Below are 20,282 nucleotides of genomic sequence, written 5' to 3' on the forward strand. Positions count from 1 at the left end.
GAGAAAAGAGGCAAAACGACCATGGCAAAACACAGACTTGGCATTGTGGGCTTCGGCGGCATGGGCAACTGGCACCGTGAGCTGATTGAATCAGGCATTGAAAACCTGGAAATCGCCGGCATGTTCGATATCAAAGAAGAACGTCAGGAAGCGGCACGCGAACTCGGCTACCGCGCATATGAGAGCCTTGACGCACTGCTCGCAGACGAAACCGTCGACATGATTTTAATTTCCACACCGAACGACTGCCACAAACCGATTGCAGTCAAAGCAATGGAAGCCGGCAAAAACGTTGTAAGCGAAAAACCGGTCACGCTTTCGAGCGAAGATCTGCTCGAAATGATCGACGCATCGAAACGCACCGGCAAGATTTTCACCGTGCATCAGAACCGCCGCTGGGATGAGGATTTTCTGACTGTCAAAAAGCTGTATGACGAAAACGCACTCGGCGATGTGTTCAACATTGAATCGCGCGTGCACGGCTCCCGCGGCATTCCGGGCGACTGGCGCGGCAAAAAAGAGCACGGCGGCGGCATGATGCTCGACTGGGGCGTTCATATCATTGACCAGATGCTTTTGATGGTCAAAGAGAAGATCACCTCGATTTACTGCAAAGTAAACCACGTCACAAACTACGAAGTCGATGACGGCTTTACGCTGATTCTCACCTTCGAGAGCGGCAAAACCGCACTGCTTGAAGTCGGCACCAGCAACTTCATCGAACTGCCGCGCTGGTATATGCTCGGCGAAAACGGCAGTGTGCAGATCGACGACTTTTTGGTTCACGGCAAAATCGTGCGCATCACCGACTGGGACAAAAACGATGCTGTTCCGGTCAAAACTGCGGCAGGTCTCACCAAAACAATGGCGCCGCGCACCGATGACACGATTCACACCGAGCCGGTTGTCAAAGTCGATTCCGACATCAAAGATTTCTATCGCAACGTCATGGCTGCCATCGAGGGCAGGGAAGAACAGCTCATCAAACACGACGAGCTCCTGCGCGTGATGCGTGTGATGGAAACGGCACTGCGTTCGGCGGAACTGAATCAGGTTTTGCCGTTTGAAGCGTAATAGGCAGAAAGAAAGGAGCGCATGATGAAACCGCTAAAACAAAAAGTCAGCATTACACTCGATGAGGATATCGTCAAAAAGCTGCGTGTTCTTGCGGAGGATTGTGACCGCTCCCTTTCGCAATATATTAACCTTGTGCTAAAAGCCTATCTGCAAAAACACGACACAAAAATCAAATGAACAAACGCCCCGTATAAACGGGGCGTTTTTCTTTTTGTCGCATAAATAAACGTGTTTCTCCCCATACTACTTTTAAAAAACAAAAGGGAGATGGTCTGTTTTGAAACCGTCTGTTTACACCCGTCCGCCGTGGACGTTAAGCGAAGACATCCCGCAGTATCCGTGGATGCAGGCAAATGCATCGTGCAATACCGTGATTTTAGGCGGCGCGCTTGCCGCATGCCTCACTGCCTATGAGCTTATAAAAAAAGGCGTGGACGTCACACTGCTTGCACCTGCCGAAATCGGTGCGGAGGATGTGTCGTTTCCGCCCGCAATGACACGGCTTGCCGCCGCGTCGCTTTCCCGCCTTGCAAAACGCATCACCACCGCCAATGCCGTACGCGTATTCCATGACTATCAGGACGCAATCGAGTTGCTTGCATCATTCTGCGAGCACCACGACATTCCGTTTGTCCGCCGGGATGCACTCTTATTCGCCAAAAACCGCATGGAGCAGTCCTTCTTGGAGGAAGAATACCGCATCCGCCGCCACAACGGCTTTGCCGTCGAATGGGTGAACGCCGACACGCTCCGCGACATCACTTCCGTTTCGTGCAGCAGTGCGCTGATGCTCCCGCACGCCTGCGCCGTCTGCGACCCCTGTGCGCTCGCTCATACGCTCTTGGTGGAAGCCGTGAATCTGGGTGCCCGTGTATTCGAACACACGCCTGTGGCGCTTCTGACCGGCTCCTGCGGCCGTTTTGTTCTCACAACCGAATCACAGCGTCAGCTCAAAGCAAAACGCATCGTCTGCGCAGGGGAAGTGCCGCGGTCGTTTGCACCGTCACTTTCAAAAATTACACGTGTCGTGCGTATGGCGGTTTCTGCGCCGGTATCCGACTTTTCAGGATACGAAGACAAACCTGTCTTATTGCCTGCGATGGGTCAGCCGATGATTCTGTGCACCCATGACGACCGTGTCGCTGTCATTTCGTCCGTGCTGTCCTCTCCGGTCAAGGATTCGCCTGATGCACCATGCTATACACAGCTTGAAGAGCAGTGCGGTGAGATGCTATGCGGTGTACGTCCATCATTCCCGGATGTGCGCACGAGCGAAAACTATCTCTTAGCACCGAATGGCCTTCCGTACTGTGCACCCGCCAAAGAGGAGGACGGTGTCTTTGTACTGTCGCCCGGCTCGCCCGATATTTTAACAGCCGCATTCGTCACCGCACCGATTGTATCATCGCTGTGTGTAGGCTCTCATCCGTTTCATCTGTATGACGGAATGCTCAAATAACGACAAAAAACGCATTGTTTCATATGAAACAATGCGTTTTTTCTGTTTGCTTGGCTTATCTTAGAAGCGGGGGATTAGTACATGCCGCCCATTCCGCCCGGAGCTGCCGGCATAGCCGGTTCTTCCGATTTGATGTCTGCCACGAGCGACTCGGTGGTCAGAACCATGGAAGCGACGGAAGCTGCGTTTTCGAGTGCGCTTCTGGTGACTTTTGTCGGGTCAACGATACCTGCTTCGATCATGTCGCCGTAGGTCTCGGTGTATGCGTCAAAGCCGTAGCCGACTTTGTCTGCGGTGATGATTTTATCGATGATGACGCTGCCCTCGAGGCCTGCGTTTTTCGCGATCTGGCGAACCGGCTCTTCGAGTGCTTTGCAAACGATTGCGACGCCTGTTTTCTCGTCGCCTGCGGTGGAGTCAACGAGTGCTGCCACTGCCGGAATTGCATTCAGGCAAGCTGTGCCGCCGCCTGCAACGATGCCTTCCTCAACAGCTGCTTTTGTTGCTGCGAGTGCGTCCTCGATGCGGAGTTTTTTCTCTTTCATCTCGATCTCGGTTGCTGCGCCGACGCGGATGACTGCAACGCCGCCTGCCAGTTTTGCAAGACGCTCCTGCAGTTTCTCACGGTCGAAGTCCGAAGTGGTTGTTTCGATCTGTGCGCGGATCTGGCCGACTCTTGCTTTGATTGCATCAGAATCACCAGCGCCGTCGACGATGATGGTGTTTTCTTTCTGTACTTTGACCTGTTTTGCCTGGCCAAGCTGCGCCAAAGTGGTGTCAGCCAGCTCAAGGCCCAAGTCACTGCTGATGACTTCGCCGCCGGTCAGGATTGCGATATCCTGCAGCATTTCTTTTCTGCGGTCACCAAAGCCCGGTGCTTTGACAGCAACACAAGTGAACACGCCGCGCAGTTTGTTGACAAGCAGGGTAGCCAGTGCTTCGCCCTCGATGTCCTCTGCGATGATGACGAGTTTTTTACCGGTTTTGACAATCTGCTCGAGCAGCGGCATCAGATCCTGAATGTTCGAGATTTTTTTATCGGTGATGAGAATCAGTGCATCGTCGATGACTGCTTCCATTTTGTCAGTGTCGGTGCACATATACGGCGAGATGTAGCCGCGGTCAAACTGCATACCCTCAACGACTTCGCTGTAGGTTTCTGCTGTTTTCGACTCTTCGATGGTGATAACGCCGTCAGCGGTGACTTTCTCCATTGCTTCTGCAATCAGCTTGCCGATGTTCTCGTCTGCTGCGGAAACGGTTGCAACACGTGCGATATCCTGCGAACCGGAAACGGTTTTCGAGTTTTTCACGATTGCTTCCACTGCTGCGTTCACTGCTTTCTGGATGCCTTTTTTGAGCACCATCGGGTTTGCGCCTGCTGCAACGTTTTTCATACCCTCACGGACGAGAGCCTGTGCAAGCAGGGTAGCAGTTGTAGTGCCGTCGCCTGCTGCGTCGTTTGTTTTGGTTGCAACTTCTTTGACGAGCTGTGCGCCCATGTTCTCGAATGCATCTTCGAGCTCGATTTCTTTTGCGATGGTAACGCCGTCGTTTGTAATCAGCGGTGCGCCGAATTTTTTGTCGAGAACAACGTTTCTGCCTTTCGGGCCGAGTGTGATTTTTACGGTGTCTGCCAATTTGTCAATACCGGACTGGAGTGCTTTTCTTGCTTCCTCGCCGTAGATAATCTGTTTTGCCATAGTGCAATCTGCCTTTCTATTTTAAAAATTCAAATATAGGATTAGCCTTCGATTTTTGCGAGCACGTCGGACTGACGCAGGATGGTGTATTCTGTGCCGTCTAATTTTACCTCTGTGCCTGCATATTTGCTGATGAGCACTTTGTCACCGACGCAAAGTTCCATTTTTACTTCTTTGCCGTCGACAACGCCGCCCGGGCCTACTGCAACAACTTCTGCAATCTGCGGTTTTTCTTTTGCGGTCGACGCCAAGATGATGCCGCTTTTTGTGGTTTCTTCTGCTTCTGTCATTTTGATGACGACTCTGTCTGCCAGCGGTTTGATATTCATAAGATCTCCTCCTGAAAAATCAGTTTGTTTTTGGCACTCTGAATCGTCGAGTGCTAACTGATATCTATTGTAGTGATTTTTTGTGAAAAATCAACCCGTACTTTATGAACAATTTGCTAATCGTCATTTTTTATAATTAACACTCTTTTACATATTTATTGTTTATCGAATCTGACGAAGATTTTTTCGCTTTTTGGTTGAATTCCTTCTGTGATTCCGATATAATAAAAGAAAAAAGCAAGAATAAAGAGGTGTCGTTTATGCGTGAGTTTGTCATCCTGACCGACGTGACCTGCGATCTCCCGCAGAGTTACTATGAGAAAAACAACATTCCCGTCGTTCCGTTTATGTATACGATCGATGACGTCGATTATGACGGAACATTTGAACATTCCTTAAATCCGCATCTGTTTTATGAAAAATTAAAATCCGGTTCGATGGCAAAAACAGCGGCAGTCCCGCCCGACACGCTCTGCCGCTTTTTTGAACACGCATTAAAAGCCGGAAAAGACGTGGTATATCTCGGTTTTTCGTCGGGACTTTCGAGCACCTATCAAAACGCCTGCATTGCACGCGACGAAATTCTCCCCGCCTATGACGGCGCAGTGATCCGCTGTGTCGATTCGCTGTGTGCGTCAATGGGACAGGGTTTGTTTGTCGATCTTGTGTTACGCAAAGCCGGCGAACCGGACATCGACGCAAACGCACTCGCCGACTATGCAGAATCGGTCAAGCAAAACGTCTGCCATTACTTCACGGTCGACGATCTGCATCATCTGTACCGCGGCGGCCGTGTTTCCAAAACGGCGGCAATTTTCGGCACAATGCTCGGTATTAAACCGGTGCTCCACGTCGACGAGGAGGGACACCTGATTCCAATCGGCAAAGTCCGCGGCAGAAAAGCTTCGCTCGATGCATTGGTTGCCAAAATGGGCACGAAAATTGAAGGACAGGAGAACCCGTACGTATTCATTTCGCACGGTGACTGTGAAAAGGATGCCGAATATGTCGCAAAACAAGTCAAGGACAAATACGGCATCAAAACAAAGATCATCAATCCGATCGGCCCGGTCATCGGCACGCATTCCGGTCCCGGCACGGTGGCGCTGTTCTTTGTCGGCAATGACCGCAGTGAGAAAAAGCTCTGATATGCAAAATAAAAAATCCTGTTGGGGACATCCCAACAGGATTTTTTTATGCAAGCAGTTCATGATAAAGCGAAAGATACTCTAAAAACCGCTCGTTTTTGTCATATAATTTTCCACGCGAAACGCACGCCTCTGTTGAAAACGCAGCCGACTGCACAGCATCCGCGAGTGCTTTCACATTTCCTTGTTCGATCACCATGCCGCAGGTGTCGTCGATGCTCTCAGGACTGCCGCCGGTGCGGTAGGTGATGACCGGCGTGCCGCAGGCGAGTGCTTCTAAATTGGTCGTCGGGAACGTGTCTTCATAAGTGGGGTTCACAAACGCGTGCGCCGCCGTATACAGCGCGGCAAGCTCATGCGCATTGTTTGTCCGCGTGATGCCAATCACCCGCTCGGGCAGTGCATCTTTCTGCGCCTGCGTCACACCCACGATGACGACGGAGAAGGAATCATCGAGCAATTCGCTCAGTGCAATCAGATCGTCAAAGCCTTTCTGCTTCGTCCACACGCTCGCCACACCGAGGACGATTTTTTTGCCCTTCGGCAGGGAAAGCGGCGCGTCGTGTACCGGATGAAAGACCGAGAGGTCAATTCCGTTTTCGATGACGCGCACCGGCGTATCTTTGAAAAACGACTGCGATGCAAGGGAACCAAGCCACGCAGACGGTGTGACGATCGTCAAATTTTCAAGCGACGTAAACAGCCGCTTTTTCTGCGCATAGTTCCATGCCGAACGGTCAAACACCATGCTCGCCGGATATTCGCCCTTCTGTGGGCAGGTATGACAGCCGGTTTTCCACTTTTCACAGCCGATCCGGTCAAAATGCGCACAGTGTCCTGTAAATGCCCAGCAGTCGTGCAGTGTCCACACAACCGGCTTATTCTGCGACTGAAGCCATTCAAACAGCAGTTCGATATTCACATAATAGCCGTGGATGTTGTGCAGGTGAATGAGATCCGGGGAAAACGCATCCGCCTCTTTTAAAAACGCACGGGTCGCCTGTGTCGAATAAAACCCGTGTTTATCGCTTATACGCGACAGCACGCCGTGCAGATTCACACCAATCTCCGAACCGATGCGGATGGTATCGCAGTCGTCAGGCGCTGTGCCGCGTCCATACGCGATTTTGCATAAAAAGCCGTCTTTCTTTGCCGCGCGGGCAAGATCGGCGGCAATCCGTCCCGTACTGCCATAACCGCAGACGGAATTGACTTGCAAAAGCTTCACATCGTTTTCCCCCATGTGGTGATGTTGACGATTTTTGCATAGCTTTGAATGAGCTTGACGACCTTCACCGACACGTTTGTATCGGCATAGTTCTCCGCCATGACGACTTCTTCGTTGTTTTCACGCATAGAAACCGCCAGCTCGAGCGCCTGTTCAACGTCGTCGCCCGTAATGCCGCCGATGACGACCGAACCTTTATCGAGCACCTCCGGCCGCTCCGTCGAAGTGCGGATGAGCACGCCTGCAAAGTGGAGCATTGCCGATTCTTCGGACAAGGTGCCGCTGTCGGACAGCACGCAGTATGCGTTCATCTGGAGCTTGTTATAATCCATGAAGCCGAACGGCTTTAAGCTTTGCACGAGCGGATGGAATTTGAAATCGCGCTGTTCGATGAATTTGCGGCTGCGCGGATGGGTCGAATAGATGACCGGCATCTGATACCGCTCGGCAATGCGATTGACCGCGTTCATCAGCGAGAGAAAATGCGCTTCGTTGTCGATATTCTCCTCGCGGTGTGCGGAAACCAAGATATATTTGCCCGCCGTCAGATTCATGCGCTCGAGCACATCACTTGCTTCGATTTTGTCCATATGATCGCGCAGAACCTCGCGCATCGGCGAACCGGTGACAAAAATCGTCTTGCCGTCGATGCCCTCGCTCAACAGATAGCGGCGGGAATGCTCGGTATAGGGGAGGTTGATGTCGGAAATATGGTCGACGATCTTGCGGTTGATCATCTCGGACACATTCCAGTCCCAGCAGCGGTTGCCGGCTTCCATGTGGAAAATCGGAATTTTTAACCGTTTGGCCGAAATTGCCGCGAGCGCCGAGTTGGTATCGCCTAAAATCAGCACGGCATCCGGACGCTCTTTTTCCATGACTTCATACGATTTGGCGATGATGTTTCCCATTGTTTCGCCTAAATGTTTGCCGACGCTGTCTAAATAATAATTCGGCTCGCGCAGGCCGAGGTCCTCAAAAAAGACCTGGTTTAAGGTGTAGTCCCAGTTTTGGCCGGTGTGCACCAAAATATGGTCAAAGTATTTGTCGCACGCTTTGATGCACGCCGACAGACGGATGATCTCCGGCCGTGTGCCCAAAACGGTCATGACTTTTAACTTATTCATTCGTATTCTCTCCGTTTCTCTGCTTACTCGATGACCGGCAAAAAGAACGTATCCGGTTTTTCGGGGTCAAACGGCTCGTTTGCCCACATGACGGTCACAAGATCGGTCTGTCCGATGTTTTGAATGCTGTGGGTATAGCCGGTGGGAATGTCGACGACGGTCAGTTCCTCGCCGCTTACACGGTATTCGATCACTTCGTCGCTGTCGATTTTACGGAAGCGGATCGATGCCTCACCCGACACGACTAAAAATTTCTCGTTTTTCGTGTGATGCCAGTGGTTGCCCTTTGTAATGCCCGGTTTTGCCACATTGACAGACACCTGTCCGCGGTCCGGCGTGCGGAGCATCTCCGTAAACGAGCCGCGCTCGTCTTTGTGCATCGTAAGCGGATAGGAAAATTCGTCCTTAGGCAGATAGCTTAAATAGGTGCTGTAGAGCTTTTTTATAAGCGGATCGGACAGATCGGGAAGAGAAAGCGTTTTGCGGTTTTCAGCAAACGAGGCAATAAGCGATGCAAGGAGGCCGAGTGTTGCCTCATGCGTAACCGGCACACAGCAGAAATCACCGTCGCGCGTCGGATTGCCCGAAACGGCACGGCAGAGCTCGTCCACCACATCGTCGATATAGCACAGTGTCAGCTTCACCGACGGGTCATTGACGGTGATCGGCTCATGATGCGCAATGTTGTGGCAAAACGTTGCAATGACGCTGTTATAGTTCGGGCGGCACCATTTGCCGAACAGATTCGGGAAGCGGTATACAAGCACCGGCGCGCCGGTTTCCTTTCCGTAAGCGAACAGAAGATCTTCGCCGGCTTTTTTGCTCTCGCCGTACGGATTCTGACGCTCTGCCTGAATCGAGGAGGCGAGCATCACCGGCGCTTTGTTGCCTGCGGCTTTGAGCGCATCGAGCAAAGTCGACGTAAAACCGAAATTTCCCTTCATGAATTCGTCGTCCGTTTTCGGGCGGTTTACACCTGCCAGATGAAATACAAAATCACACGATGCGGCATATTGCGTGAGTAAAGCAGGGTCGGTGTCGATGTCATACGAGAGCACCTCAAACCCGCGGTTTAAAAGCTCCGCTTTTAAGTTTTTGCCCACAAATCCGTTTGCACCGGTAATGAGGATCTTCATGTTGTTTGCTCCTTTGCTCATTTTTGCTCCCATGCGGCAATCTCATCCTGAATATAAGAAAGCGACAGCAGTTTTTCTTTGACCTGCTCGACTGTCAAAAGCTCGGTATTGCTCGAGTCAAACTCGACGAGCGTTTTGCGGTTTTCGTCGCCCTGTTTGAAGTATTTTTCGTAGTTTAGGTCACGCTTGTCCGCCGGCACACGGTAGAAATTGCCCATGTCGATCGCATGCGCACACTCCTCGTTGGTGAGCAGTGTTTCATACATTTTTTCACCGTGACGGATGCCGATGATTTTAATCGGATTGTCTGCATGGAACAGCTCTTTGACTGCCTGTGCGAGTGTTTCGATGGTGCACGACGGCGCTTTCTGCACCATGATATCGCCGCTCTCTGCATGCTCGAATGCAAAAATGACAAGCTCCACTGCTTCCTCAAGGCTCATGATAAACCGGGTCATAGACGGCTCTGTGACGGTGAGCGGCTGGCCTGCTTTGATCTGCTCGATAAACAGCGGAATGACTGAACCGCGCGAGCACATGACGTTGCCGTAGCGTGTGCCGCAGATGAGCGTTTTCTCCGGCGAAACGGTGCGCGATTTTGCGACAAACACCTTTTCCATCATTGCTTTGGACGTACCCATCGCATTGACCGGATATGCGGCTTTGTCGGTCGAAAGGCAAATGACCTTTTTGACGCCGCATTCGATGCAGGCGGTCAGCACGTTATCCGTGCCGATGACGTTTGTATACACGGCTTCAAGCGGGAAAAACTCACACGACGGCACCTGTTTCAATGCCGCGGCATGGAACACATAGTCGACGCCATACATCGCATTTTTGATGCTCTGGAGATTTCTGACGTCGCCGATATAATATTTGATTTTGTCGTTGTTGTAGGCGTGGCGCATGTCGTCCTGTTTTTTCTCATCGCGCGAGAAAATACGGATTTCCTTAATGTCGGTGTCGAGAAAGCGTTTTAATACCGCGTTGCCGAACGAGCCGGTGCCGCCGGTAATGAGCAGTGTTTTTCCGTTAAAAATTGATTCTGCCATAATGACTTATTCCTCCAACAATTTGATAAATGTATTCATAAAGATTTCTTTTGTGTAATGCTGTTCGTAGTAAACCCGGCCGTTTTCGCCTTTTTTCCGGTATTGTTCCGGGTTTTCGATGATCTTTTGCATGACAGCGCCAAGACCTTCTGCATCGCCTGCACGCACGCATTCGCCGCAGTCCGATTCTTCGATCATTTGTGCGGCGGCGCCGTCAATCGCACCTGCAATCGGTTTGCCGGCGCTTAAATATCCCTGCGCTTTTGCCGGCAGTGTCATGCCGATAAAATCGCCGCCGCGCAGTGTGAGCAGAAAACAGTCGGCAAGCTTATAAAACCGCTCCATTTCCGCAAGGGGAAACCGCCCGTGAAACGTAATATGATCCGTCACATGAAGCGATTCGCTCAGTTCTTTGCATGCAGAAAGCTCCGAGCCGTCGCCTACAATGTGCACCATGAACGGCTTGTCCGTTTGAATGTGGGGAATTGCCTTGATGATGCAGTCCACATTCTGAACCGCGCCGATATTTCCCGCGAACAAGAAATCCACACATTCATTTTCTTCATAAACGCCGCAGATATCCGCATACAAATCCTCCGCATGCTGGGGAAGATCAAAAATGCGGTCATTGACATCCTCGCCGCACAAATCGGTGAGATATGTGCGAAACGGCGCTGAGGTGACAGCGATTTTATCGCACGCCCGGTAAAGCTTGCGGCTGATTCGTTTCACGGCACGAAACAGCGGATGTGATTCGCCGACATGAAACGCCTTTAATGACTCGGGCCACAGATCACAGCAGTAAAGCACGAGCGGCTTTTTGGTGCGGTGTTTTAACCGTCTTGCCGCATATGCCTGAAGCACCGGCGATGTCTGATAACAGAAAATCACGTCGATGTCCTTTTTCTTGCAAAACGACGCATAGAGCCACGAGGACACAACAAACGATGCGTAATTGAGCGCACGAAACAGCACACCTTTGTGCCGTGCGATAATCGGCACGCGGACAACCTGCACGCCGTTTATCGATTCTCTGCGGCGGCGAAACCACCGGTATTCCTTGGGCACCTTCGAGGTGGCATAGTCGGGCAGTCCGGTCAGCACCCGCACCTGATGTCCCATCGAAACAAGCGACTGCGCAATGTCGTTGATCCGAAAATTGTCGGGATAAAAACACTGCGACACAATCAAAATATTCAAAATAGAACCCTTCCGATCTGCATAATACTGTAATTTCATTTTACTACAGCGCACCTGTTTTCGCAAGTCTATGTTCATACAGACACGCAAAAAACGGCACCGAAGTGCCGTTTTTTCTGTTAGTCCATCTTGTATTTTGAAAGTTCCACACGCGTGATCCCGTGATAATTTTCGCGCTTGTCCTCAGGCGGCGGTGTCATGTAATCGCCGTATGTGACGGTCAGATACTCGTCGTATGAGGAAAAACTCAAAAATGCATCGTCCTCAAACGGGATCGGTATAAGCGACTCCGTCAGCGACGATTGAATGGGCCGTTCATAATGATCGCACAGATATGCACAGTCAGATCCGTTGTCTTTCATACTACTCTTTTGCAGTGTACGCTGAATCGACGCACGCGAAAAAAACAGCGAAACCGCTTTGATACCGGCATAGACTGCCTTTTTTAACATACCGCCGTCATGCGCAATGTCATAGCCGTTTTTCATCAGCAGAAGCCGCTGATAAAACGCTGTTTTGACTTGCCTTTTGTCCGGATTTTTGCATTTGTCAAACGGGAACAGATCGACAAAGATGCCGTCTTCGACAAGATGCGCTCTGCCGGTGTTTTTCTCGACAAAATGCGTGCCTTTTAAGCGGATTTTTGCAAACGGCAGTGCATATTCGGGATCAGTGTCCCATGTCTGCAAAAAATATTCGTCGGGAAGATCCGTTTTGCAGGCTTCTAAAAAGCGTTCATAATCGCTTCTTACAAATCCGAAATCCAAGTCATCGTCCCACGGAATAAATCCCTTGTGACGAACGGCACCCAGCAGTGTGCCCGCAATCATAAAATATTGGATCTTGTGAAGTTCACAAATGCGTTTGACCTCTTTTGCAATCATCAGCTGCAAAAGCTGGATATTCCGAAGTTCTGTCATACTGCCACCTGCTTGTCTTTTTTATCATATCTCTATGATACACGACATCAAGAAAAAAAGTCAAGAAAAGCGTAAAAAAGGCGAATTTACATTGTTTTTGTTTTGAAAAAAGAGTTTTTTTATTTGGTTTTCTTTTTTAAAAAAACATGGTATAATAACAATAAATAATTCAAAAAGGTGGGATTTCATCATGCTGCTCCATTCTTATCAAAAACCAGACCCGCAGGACAAAGACACGCAAAAACAAGCGATTGATGCACTGCGGCAAAAGCTGTTCGTTTCACAGCAGACCATCAAAGAAGCAAAGCTTCCCGTACTCGTCCTGATTGAGGGATGGGGTGCCGCGGGAAAGGGCAGTGTGATCGGAAAAGTCATTTCGTCAATCGATCCGCGCTCATTCCGTGTGTCAAAAGTCGGTGCGCCCACCGATGAGGAGCGCCGTAAGCCGTTTTTGTGGCGTCATTTCGTCAACATCCCGGAAGCCGGAAACTTTTTATTCTTGGACTCCGGCTGGATGAAGGAAACGGTGCAGATGCGCCTGTTTGACCGTTTGGACGACAAAAAATATGCAGAACGCCTGCAGGCAATCAACACGTTTGAACGCCAGCTGGTCGACAACGGTTATCTTTTGCTAAAGCTATTTTTCCACATTGACAAAAAAGAGCAGAAAAAACGCATCGAAAAGCTTTTAAAAAACGAGGACACTGCTTGGCGCGTCGGCGACTACGACGAGTGGCAGACCGAACATTACAGCATGTGTTTTGACTGCTTTGACGACTATCTGCACCAGACAAACACGCCGGATGCACCGTGGCATATCATTGACGCCAGTGATAAAAAACAGGCGGAATTTGAGACCCTCTCGATTCTGACCGACGCCATTGACAAAGCGATCAAAGCAAAACAAGAGAAAAAACCGCGCCCGATCATCCAAAAAGACTACCCGCTCGAGCCGATGCCGCTGCTTTCGGAAATTGATCTAAACAAATCGGTCACGCTCGAAGAATACGAAACGCTCAAGCGGTATTATCAGAAAAAGCTGCGCACCCTCCACAACCGGATTTACCGCAAGAAAATCCCGGTCATCATCGCCTATGAGGGATGGGACGCGGCAGGCAAGGGCGGCAACATCAAGCGCATTGCCAGCGCACTCGATCCGCGCGGCTATGAGGTGATTCCGATTGCGAGTCCGAAGCCGTTTGAGCTTTCGCGTCACTATCTGTGGCGGTTTTACAACCGTCTGCCGAAAACGGGACACATCACAATTTTCGACCGCACTTGGTACGGACGCGTCATGGTGGAACGGCTCGAAGGCTTTTGCAGCGAAGCCGACTGGAAGCGCGCATATAACGAGATCAACGAGTTTGAACGCGAGCTCACGGACTGGGGTGCTGTGCTGTTAAAATTCTGGATTCACATCGACAAGGACACCCAGCTTGCACGCTTCACCGAACGCCAGAACACACCCGAAAAGCAGTGGAAAATCACCGACGAAGACTGGCGCAACCGTGAAAAATGGGATCTTTATGAGGAAGCCGTCAACGAGATGATTCAAAAGACAAGCACCAAAACTGCACCCTGGCATATCATTGAATCAAACGATAAAAAATACGCCCGCATCAAAACATTAAAAATCGTGACCGAAGCGCTTGAGGATGCACTCAAAAAACGGGAGAAATAATCGCAAAAAGACAAAAAACACCCTGCGTTTGCAGGGTGTTTCTCGTTTTAGTTTTCGTGTTTTCTGCGCTCGATAGAGCGTACAATCCATTTGATGAGTTCCACAATCGGAATGACCAAAAAGGCAAGACCGAGTGCAACGATATACTCGACAAACGAAATATGCGTAAATTCGAATGCGTCCGAAATGCCCGGCAGATAGATGACTGCTGTGGTAAGCAGCAAAGACAGCAGCATTGCGCCCCAGAGGAACTTATTCTGCTTTTTGATCGTAAAGATCGACTCTTTGCGCGAACGCATGTTAAACGAGTGGAACATCTCCGCCATCGACATCGTCAAAAATGCCATTGTCATGCCGTCCGGGCTGTTTGTAAACTCCCAGACACCGGCTTCGATATAGTGGCCGATTAAATATGCCGCAACCGTGAGGACTGCCACCAGAATACCCTGGTACACGATCGAGAAGCCGAGGCCGCCGGCAAAAATGCCTTCTTTCGGATTACGCGGCGCACGCTTCATCACGTTTTCTTCCGCCGGCTCCATGCCGAGTGCAAGTGCCGGGAACGTATCGGTGATTAAGTTGATCCACAGAAGATGCACCGGTTTTAAAATTACAAAACCGAACAGCGTTGCCATGAAAATGGCGACAACCTCGCTTAAATTCGACGAGAGCAGGAACTGAATTGCTTTGCGGATGTTGTCGTAAATACGGCGGCCTTCCTCGACTGCCGAAACGATTGTTGCAAAGTTATCGTCTGCAAGCACCATGTCTGCGACGTTTTTCGTCACGTCCGTACCGGTGATGCCCATGCCCACACCGATGTCTGCATTTTTGATCGACGGTGCATCGTTGACGCCGTCGCCGGTCATTGCGGTGATTTTGCCGTTTTTACGCCATGCATTGACAATGCGGACTTTGTGCTCCGGCTGAACACGCGCATATACCGAGTAATTCTGAATCGTCTTTGCAAACGTGTCGTCGTCAATTTCGTTTAATTGTGCACCGGTCAGCGCTTCGTCTGCGCTTTCGATCATGCCCAAATCCTTTGCAATCGCAACAGCGGTATCCTTATGGTCGCCGGTAATCATAACCGGACGGATGCCTGCTTCACGGCACTCTGCGATTGCCGCTTTGACCTCAGGGCGAACCGGGTCGATCATACCGGTCAGACCGATATAGACAAGCGACTGCTCGAGCGATTCCGGTGCGTTGTCCGGCAGAGTATTGCCGTGGACACGAAACGCTGCACACAGCACACGCAGCGCACGGTCTGCAAACGCTTTGTTCTGGCCTAAAATCTCGGCACGGCGGCTGTCATCAAGCGGTAATACCTCGCTGCCGTTCCAATACGACACACAACGTTTGAGCACTTCATCCGGTGCGCCTTTTGTATACTGGATATAGCTGCCGTCTGCTTGTTTATGAACGGTGGACATCATTTTGCGCATCGAATCAAACGGCGCTTCTGTCACACGCGGAAGCTCTGCTTTTAACTGCGGTTTCGGCATCGACAAAGAATACGCATAGTTGACAAGCGCACATTCGGTCGGTTCACCGGTTGCTTCGTTCTTTTCGTCGAGCTCTGCATCGCTGCACAGCGCCATTGCCTTTGCAAGCAATGTTTCATCGTCGCCCGCATGCTCGACAACGGTCATGCGGTTTTGGGTAAGTGTACCCGTTTTATCCGAGCAGATGATCTGCGCACAGCCAAGCGTTTCGACTGCGGTGAGTTTTCGGATGACGGCGTTGCGCTTCGACATATTTGTGACACCGATCGAGAGTACGATCGTCACAACGGTTGCAAGTCCCTCCGGAATTGCCGCAACGGCAAGGCTGACTGCAACCATGAATGTGTCAATGAGCGTTGTGCCCGACAAATCCGGGTATGCTTTAAACAGATTAAAACCAAAGATAAACACACAGATGCCGAGCACCAGCACAGAAAGCACTTTACTCAGCTGTCCAAGTTTCAGCTGAAGCGGTGTCTGGCCGTCCTCTGCTTTTGCGAGTGCGTCGGCGATTTTGCCCATCTCAGTCTGCATACCCGTACCGGTGACGATCGCTTTTCCGCGGCCGTATACAACGGTGCTGCCCATATAAATCATGTTTTTGCGGTCGCCGAGCGGCACATCTTTTTCGCCCTCTTTGACCGTGAGTGTATCTGTCTTTTTGCTGACCGGCACACTTTCACCGGTGAGCGCCGCTTCCTCGACCTTTAAGCTTGCACTCTCGATGATGCGCGCATCGGCAGGGACTGCGTCGCCTGCTTCCAGGAGCACCACGTCACCCGGCACAAGATCTTCGCTTTTGACCATGCGCATCATGCCGTCGCGCAGGACTTTCGATGTTGCGGCAGTCATCTCCTGCAAAGCGGCAATCGCTTTTTCGGCTTTGCTCTCCTGATAGACGCCTAAAACCGCGTTGATGATGACAACTGCCAGAATGATGAACACATCGGTAAACGACTCATTTGCATATGCCGCTGTGACGCCTGAAACCGCCGCAGCTGCCAGCAGAATAATAATCATCGGATCGGCAAGCTCTTTCAAGAACCGCACAATCAGCGGTGTTTTTTTCGCTTCGGCAAGCTTGTTTTTCCCGAATTTCAACAGCCGTTCTTCGGCTGTTTTCGCCGAAAGCCCGTTTTCGGTGGTCTGCTGTTCAAGTATGACCTCTTCGGCGCTTTTTAGATAGTCGTTCATGTTTTCTCTCCTTCCTTTTGCCACAAGCAAAAAACAAAAGACCCATGCAAAGCAATTTTTGCCCTGCATGAGTCTCGCTTTTTAAGACAAACCAGGCAAAAAACGCCATGTATGTTGATTTGCCACACAATCGCTTGTGAAAACTACTCCCTCATGAACTTTTCTATGTGATTCATTTCATTGTACCCGTTTTTTTCCTGTTCGTCAATCAAAACAAAAAACATTTACAGTCCGTTCATGCCTTTTAATCAACAAGGATCATATCTTCGAAAAATTCCGGCCGGTGGAAGTCCGGATCTTCCCAGATGATTTTTGTAAAGCTGCCGTAGTGCGGAATTTCGGTGTCATCACCGCATTTATAGAAGTTGCCGCGGATGAGTGTGCCCTCTTCAAACGACACATCACCGTATACGCCTTGTAATAAGGACAGCGGAATCAACAATTCGTATCCCCAGCAGTTGGCTTCTTTAAACGGAACAGCCGTCGGGTGAACAAGTCCCATTTCCTCGATGGTACGGCGGTCATAACGGTTTTCACCGTAGCAGCAGAGCAGTGCACCGTTTGCATTTGCTTCAAAGTTGATATAGCCGCTGTGTTCTTTCTGCAGCGCAAAGTTTGCGAAAAATTCAAGACAGCTGTCACGGCATACACCCTCGTTTTTACCGGTAAACGTTGCACGCGGGCGGAATTCCTCGCTCCAGATTTTCAAAAGAAAGCCTTCGTTTTTCAAAAAGCACAGGATGGCTTTCGATACGGGCTGGTACGCACCGCCCCAGTTATATACGGAAATATCTGCAATATTGCCTTTTGTAATTTCTTCTCGTTTTTCAATAATTTGAACCTCATACATATGCCAATCCCTCCTTTTGGTATTATGACACATCGTGCGCATTTGTGCAAGAGAAAAAAACAGCGAAACCAAATGGTTTCGCTGTTTTTTTCATCGGGGAAATCCCGTGATTATTCCTCTGTTTCGTCATCGAGCGGTGCATCCTCTTCCTGCAAAGATGCTTCGAGCGCTTCGATCTCAGCGGCATCTGCATCTTCTGTGCTGTCCGCCTGTTCGACCTGTGCGGTTTCCTCTTCTTCGTCATGCTCTGCGCGGGCAAAGGTAACCACCTTGCTGCCCTCGGAAAGACGCATCACACGCACACCCGACGCATACCGCGACATGAGGTTTACATCGCTGACGCGAATACGGATGATGACGCCATCGTCTGCAATCAGAATCAGATCTTCGTCCTCATCGACGACGCGCACGCCGGCAACCTCGCCGCGCTGCTCGATCTGCTTATAGTTGATCTTGCCGTAGCCGCCGCGTGCCTGCAAACGGTATTCCTCCGGCGATGTACGGCGTCCCTGGCCGAGCGTTGTGATCGTCATGACCGATGCACCTTCACGCAGTCTTGCCATGCTCACCACGGTATCGTCGTCGCGCAGGTGAATGCCGCGCACACCGCGTGCCGTACGGGAGAGCGGACGAATCTGCTGTTCATCCAGACGAATGCACATGCCCTTGCGTGTTGCAAGCAGCAGCTGGCTGACACCGTCAGTCAGCCGCACGGATGCAAGCTCGTCGCCCTCGTTTAGACCGATTGCAATCAGTCCGTTTTTGCGCACGTTTTTGTATGCATCCAGCTTCGTGCGTTTAATCAGACCGTTCTTTGTTGCCATCACCAGGAAGTGATCCTCGTCAAACTGCTTGACTTTGATCATATACGCAACTTTTTCATCCGTTTCAAGCGGCAGGAGATTCACGACGTTTACGCCGCGCGATGTCCGGCTGCCCTCCGGAATTTCATAGCACTTAAGCTTATACATCTTGCCGAGGTTTGTGATAAACAGCACGTTTTCGTGTGTCGACGAAATAAACAGCTCCTCGACAAAGTCTTCCTCACGGTGCTTCATGCCTGCAACGCCGCGGCCGCCGCGTTTTTGCAGCTTATACGTATCGACCGGCTGACGTTTGATATAGCCGAAGTGGGTGAGGGTAACGACGCAGTCTTCCTCAGGGATAAGATCCTCGATATCGACCTCACCGCTTACCTGCTGAATCTCGGTACGGCGGTCGTCGCCGAATTTATCGCGGATTGCAGTGATTTCTGTTTTTAAGATGCCCAAAATCAGCTGCTCGTCCGCAAGAATCTCCAAAAGATGCGCAATTTTCGCTTTAATTGCGGCGAGTTCGTCCTCGATTTTCTGGCGCTCAAGACCGGACAGACGGCCAAGCTGCATCTGCACGATGGCAGTCGCCTGAATTTCCGACAAGCCGAACCGCTCCATCAAGTTGAGTTTTGCCTGCGGCTGGTCTTTCGACGAACGAATCAGCGCAATGACCTCGTCGATAAAATCGAGTGCGATTTTTAAGCCTTCCAGAATGTGCTCGCGTTCCCGTGCTTTTTTAAGCTCATACTCGGTACGGCGGCGGATGACCTGCGACTGGAAGTCGATATAGTGACGCAGGCATTCTTTTAAGGTGAGCACCTTCGGCTGTCCGTCAACAAGGGCGAGCATGATCACACCGACGGTTTCCTGCATCTGCGTGTAGCTGTACAGCTGATTTAAAACGACCTGCGGGTTTGCGTCGCGTTTTAACTCGATAACAAAGTGCATGCCGTTGCGGTCGGATTCGTCGCGCAGGTCGGAAATGCCCTCAATGCGTTTGTTTTTGACATGGTCTGCAATGCTTTCGATGAGCCGTGCTTTGTTGACCATGTAGGGAAGCTCCGTCACAACGATGCGGAATCGTCCCGGTTTAAATTCCTGAATCTCCGCACGCGAACGCAGCGTGATTTTGCCGCGGCCTGTTGCATATGCCGCACGGATGCCGGATAATCCCATGATAATGCCGGCAGTCGGGAAGTCCGGCCCCTTGATGCACTCCATCAGCTCCGGCAGTGTCACGTCGGGGTTGTCGATCATCAGGTTAATGCCGTCAATGACCTCGCGCAGGTTATGCGGCGGAATATTCGTTGCCATACCGACAGCGATACCGGTCGAACCGTTTACAAGCAGGTTCGGGAACCGCGACGGGAGCATGACCGGTTCTTTTAAACGGTCATCGTAGTTTGACATGAAATCGACGGTGTCTTTGTCGATATCGGTGAGCATTTCGAGCGAAATTTTGCTCATGCGCGCCTCGGTATAACGGTAAGCAGCCGCCGGGTCACCGTCGACCGAACCGAAGTTGCCGTGGCCGTCTACAAGCGGATACCGAAGCGAAAAGTCCTGTGCCAAGCGCACCAGTGCGTCATATACAGACGCGTCACCGTGCGGATGATACCGGCCGAGCACCGCACCGACGGTGTCCGCACATTTGCGGTATGCCTTGTCGGGGGTCAGTCCGTTTTCGTGCATCGTATATAAAATGCGGCGGTGTACCGGCTTTAAGCCGTCGCGCACATCGGGGAGCGCACGCGACACAATGACCGACATCGAATAGTCAAGAAACGATTTGCGCATCTCTTTTTCGATGTCACGCTGTATAATGCGTCCTTCTTCTCTGATTTCCAATGTATTT

The 20,282-nt window shown here is 50.9% G+C and carries 16 protein-coding genes; 5 read left to right on the forward strand and 11 right to left on the reverse strand.

The features are described from left to right. Positions 1-21 precede the first annotated feature (21 nt). The 3 genes from H6A12_RS01875 to H6A12_RS01885 all read left to right on the forward strand — a co-directional run bounded on the left by H6A12_RS01875 (position 22) and on the right by H6A12_RS01885 (position 2,536). On the forward strand, positions 22-1,074 hold the full coding sequence (locus H6A12_RS01875) for a Gfo/Idh/MocA family protein (RefSeq protein WP_204444219.1): 1,053 nt from the start codon (positions 22-24) through the stop codon (positions 1,072-1,074). 21 nt (positions 1,075-1,095) lie between these two features. Beyond that, entirely contained in the window at positions 1,096-1,254 is a 159-nt protein-coding gene (locus tag H6A12_RS01880) for a ribbon-helix-helix protein, CopG family (protein WP_345941208.1), read from the forward strand. Positions 1,255-1,354: 100 nt separating this feature from the next. Beyond that, positions 1,355-2,536 (forward strand): NAD(P)/FAD-dependent oxidoreductase, encoded by a 1,182-nt coding sequence (locus tag H6A12_RS01885; RefSeq protein WP_204444220.1) that lies wholly within the window; start codon positions 1,355-1,357, stop codon positions 2,534-2,536. 74 nt (positions 2,537-2,610) lie between these two features. Here the strand turns inward: H6A12_RS01885 and groL are convergent, their stop codons facing one another. Together groL and H6A12_RS01895 are read right to left on the reverse strand one after the other, a co-directional pair. Continuing rightward, positions 2,611-4,239: a chaperonin GroEL gene (groL, locus tag H6A12_RS01890; RefSeq protein ID WP_204444221.1), complete on the reverse strand. Its 1,629-nt coding sequence runs from the start codon at positions 4,237-4,239 to the stop codon at positions 2,611-2,613. A 41-nt stretch (positions 4,240-4,280) separates the two neighbouring features. Next, positions 4,281-4,568 (reverse strand): co-chaperone GroES, encoded by a 288-nt coding sequence (locus tag H6A12_RS01895; RefSeq protein ID WP_204444223.1) that lies wholly within the window; start codon positions 4,566-4,568, stop codon positions 4,281-4,283. A 260-nt stretch (positions 4,569-4,828) separates the two neighbouring features. Here H6A12_RS01895 and H6A12_RS01900 point away from each other — a divergent pair, with 260 nt between their 5' ends. Beyond that, on the forward strand, positions 4,829-5,716 hold the full coding sequence (locus H6A12_RS01900) for a DegV family protein (RefSeq protein ID WP_204444225.1): 888 nt from the start codon (positions 4,829-4,831) through the stop codon (positions 5,714-5,716). A gap of 46 nt (positions 5,717-5,762) precedes the next feature. Here the strand turns inward: H6A12_RS01900 and H6A12_RS01905 are convergent, their stop codons facing one another. The 6 genes from H6A12_RS01905 to H6A12_RS01930 form a co-directional block, all read right to left on the reverse strand. Further along, the gene (locus tag H6A12_RS01905; protein WP_345941209.1) at positions 5,763-6,944 is read right to left on the reverse strand and encodes a glycosyltransferase; all 1,182 of its coding nucleotides are present in this window, start codon (positions 6,942-6,944) and stop codon (positions 5,763-5,765) included. Then, positions 6,941-8,071, reverse strand: a complete 1,131-nt coding sequence (gene wecB, locus H6A12_RS01910; protein WP_204444229.1) for a non-hydrolyzing UDP-N-acetylglucosamine 2-epimerase — start codon at positions 8,069-8,071, stop codon at positions 6,941-6,943. The genes H6A12_RS01905 and wecB overlap by 4 nt, the downstream gene beginning before the upstream one ends. 23 nt (positions 8,072-8,094) lie before the next feature. Next, on the reverse strand, positions 8,095-9,207 hold the full coding sequence (locus H6A12_RS01915; protein ID WP_204444231.1) for a capsular polysaccharide biosynthesis protein CapF: 1,113 nt from the start codon (positions 9,205-9,207) through the stop codon (positions 8,095-8,097). 17 nt (positions 9,208-9,224) lie between these two features. After that, positions 9,225-10,247 (reverse strand): polysaccharide biosynthesis protein, encoded by a 1,023-nt coding sequence (locus H6A12_RS01920; RefSeq protein ID WP_204444327.1) that lies wholly within the window; start codon positions 10,245-10,247, stop codon positions 9,225-9,227. An 18-nt stretch (positions 10,248-10,265) separates the two neighbouring features. Continuing rightward, positions 10,266-11,459: a glycosyltransferase family 4 protein gene (locus tag H6A12_RS01925; protein WP_204444233.1), complete on the reverse strand. Its 1,194-nt coding sequence runs from the start codon at positions 11,457-11,459 to the stop codon at positions 10,266-10,268. Between the two features lie 119 nt (positions 11,460-11,578). Beyond that, positions 11,579-12,379: a LicD family protein gene (locus H6A12_RS01930; protein WP_204444235.1), complete on the reverse strand. Its 801-nt coding sequence runs from the start codon at positions 12,377-12,379 to the stop codon at positions 11,579-11,581. Between the two features lie 190 nt (positions 12,380-12,569). Here H6A12_RS01930 and pap point away from each other — a divergent pair, with 190 nt between their 5' ends. Next, on the forward strand, positions 12,570-14,060 hold the full coding sequence (gene pap, locus H6A12_RS01935; RefSeq protein ID WP_204444237.1) for a polyphosphate:AMP phosphotransferase: 1,491 nt from the start codon (positions 12,570-12,572) through the stop codon (positions 14,058-14,060). Positions 14,061-14,107: 47 nt separating this feature from the next. Here the strand turns inward: pap and H6A12_RS01940 are convergent, their stop codons facing one another. From H6A12_RS01940 to gyrA, 3 genes are all read right to left on the reverse strand, one after another. Further along, positions 14,108-16,762 (reverse strand): cation-translocating P-type ATPase, encoded by a 2,655-nt coding sequence (locus H6A12_RS01940; protein ID WP_204444238.1) that lies wholly within the window; start codon positions 16,760-16,762, stop codon positions 14,108-14,110. A gap of 244 nt (positions 16,763-17,006) precedes the next feature. After that, positions 17,007-17,612, reverse strand: a complete 606-nt coding sequence (locus H6A12_RS01945) for a carbohydrate-binding family 9-like protein (RefSeq protein ID WP_204444241.1) — start codon at positions 17,610-17,612, stop codon at positions 17,007-17,009. 110 nt (positions 17,613-17,722) lie between these two features. Beyond that, entirely contained in the window at positions 17,723-20,275 is a 2,553-nt protein-coding gene (gene gyrA, locus H6A12_RS01950; protein WP_275955277.1) for a DNA gyrase subunit A, read from the reverse strand. Positions 20,276-20,282 lie beyond the last annotated feature (7 nt).

Source organism: Merdimmobilis hominis (assembly GCF_016901855.1).
In the GTDB taxonomy this organism is placed as follows: domain Bacteria; phylum Bacillota; class Clostridia; order Oscillospirales; family Ruminococcaceae; genus Paludihabitans.

What these genes read in the sequence shown, in the direction of transcription:
- H6A12_RS01945 (WP_204444241.1), bottom strand. Translation starts at nt 17,612, where the DNA reads ATGTATGAGGTTCAAATTATTGAAAAACGAGAAGAAATTACAAAAGGC.
- H6A12_RS01900 (WP_204444225.1), top strand. Translation starts at nt 4,829, where the DNA reads ATGCGTGAGTTTGTCATCCTGACCGACGTGACCTGCGATCTCCCGCAG.
- H6A12_RS01915 (WP_204444231.1), bottom strand. Translation starts at nt 9,207, where the DNA reads ATGAAGATCCTCATTACCGGTGCAAACGGATTTGTGGGCAAAAACTTA.
- groL (WP_204444221.1), bottom strand. Translation starts at nt 4,239, where the DNA reads ATGGCAAAACAGATTATCTACGGCGAGGAAGCAAGAAAAGCACTCCAG.
- H6A12_RS01930 (WP_204444235.1), bottom strand. Translation starts at nt 12,379, where the DNA reads ATGACAGAACTTCGGAATATCCAGCTTTTGCAGCTGATGATTGCAAAA.
- wecB (WP_204444229.1), bottom strand. Translation starts at nt 8,071, where the DNA reads ATGAATAAGTTAAAAGTCATGACCGTTTTGGGCACACGGCCGGAGATC.
- pap (WP_204444237.1), top strand. Translation starts at nt 12,570, where the DNA reads ATGCTGCTCCATTCTTATCAAAAACCAGACCCGCAGGACAAAGACACG.
- H6A12_RS01875 (WP_204444219.1), top strand. Translation starts at nt 22, where the DNA reads ATGGCAAAACACAGACTTGGCATTGTGGGCTTCGGCGGCATGGGCAAC.
- H6A12_RS01895 (WP_204444223.1), bottom strand. Translation starts at nt 4,568, where the DNA reads ATGAATATCAAACCGCTGGCAGACAGAGTCGTCATCAAAATGACAGAA.
- H6A12_RS01940 (WP_204444238.1), bottom strand. Translation starts at nt 16,762, where the DNA reads ATGAACGACTATCTAAAAAGCGCCGAAGAGGTCATACTTGAACAGCAG.
- H6A12_RS01880 (WP_345941208.1), top strand. Translation starts at nt 1,096, where the DNA reads ATGATGAAACCGCTAAAACAAAAAGTCAGCATTACACTCGATGAGGAT.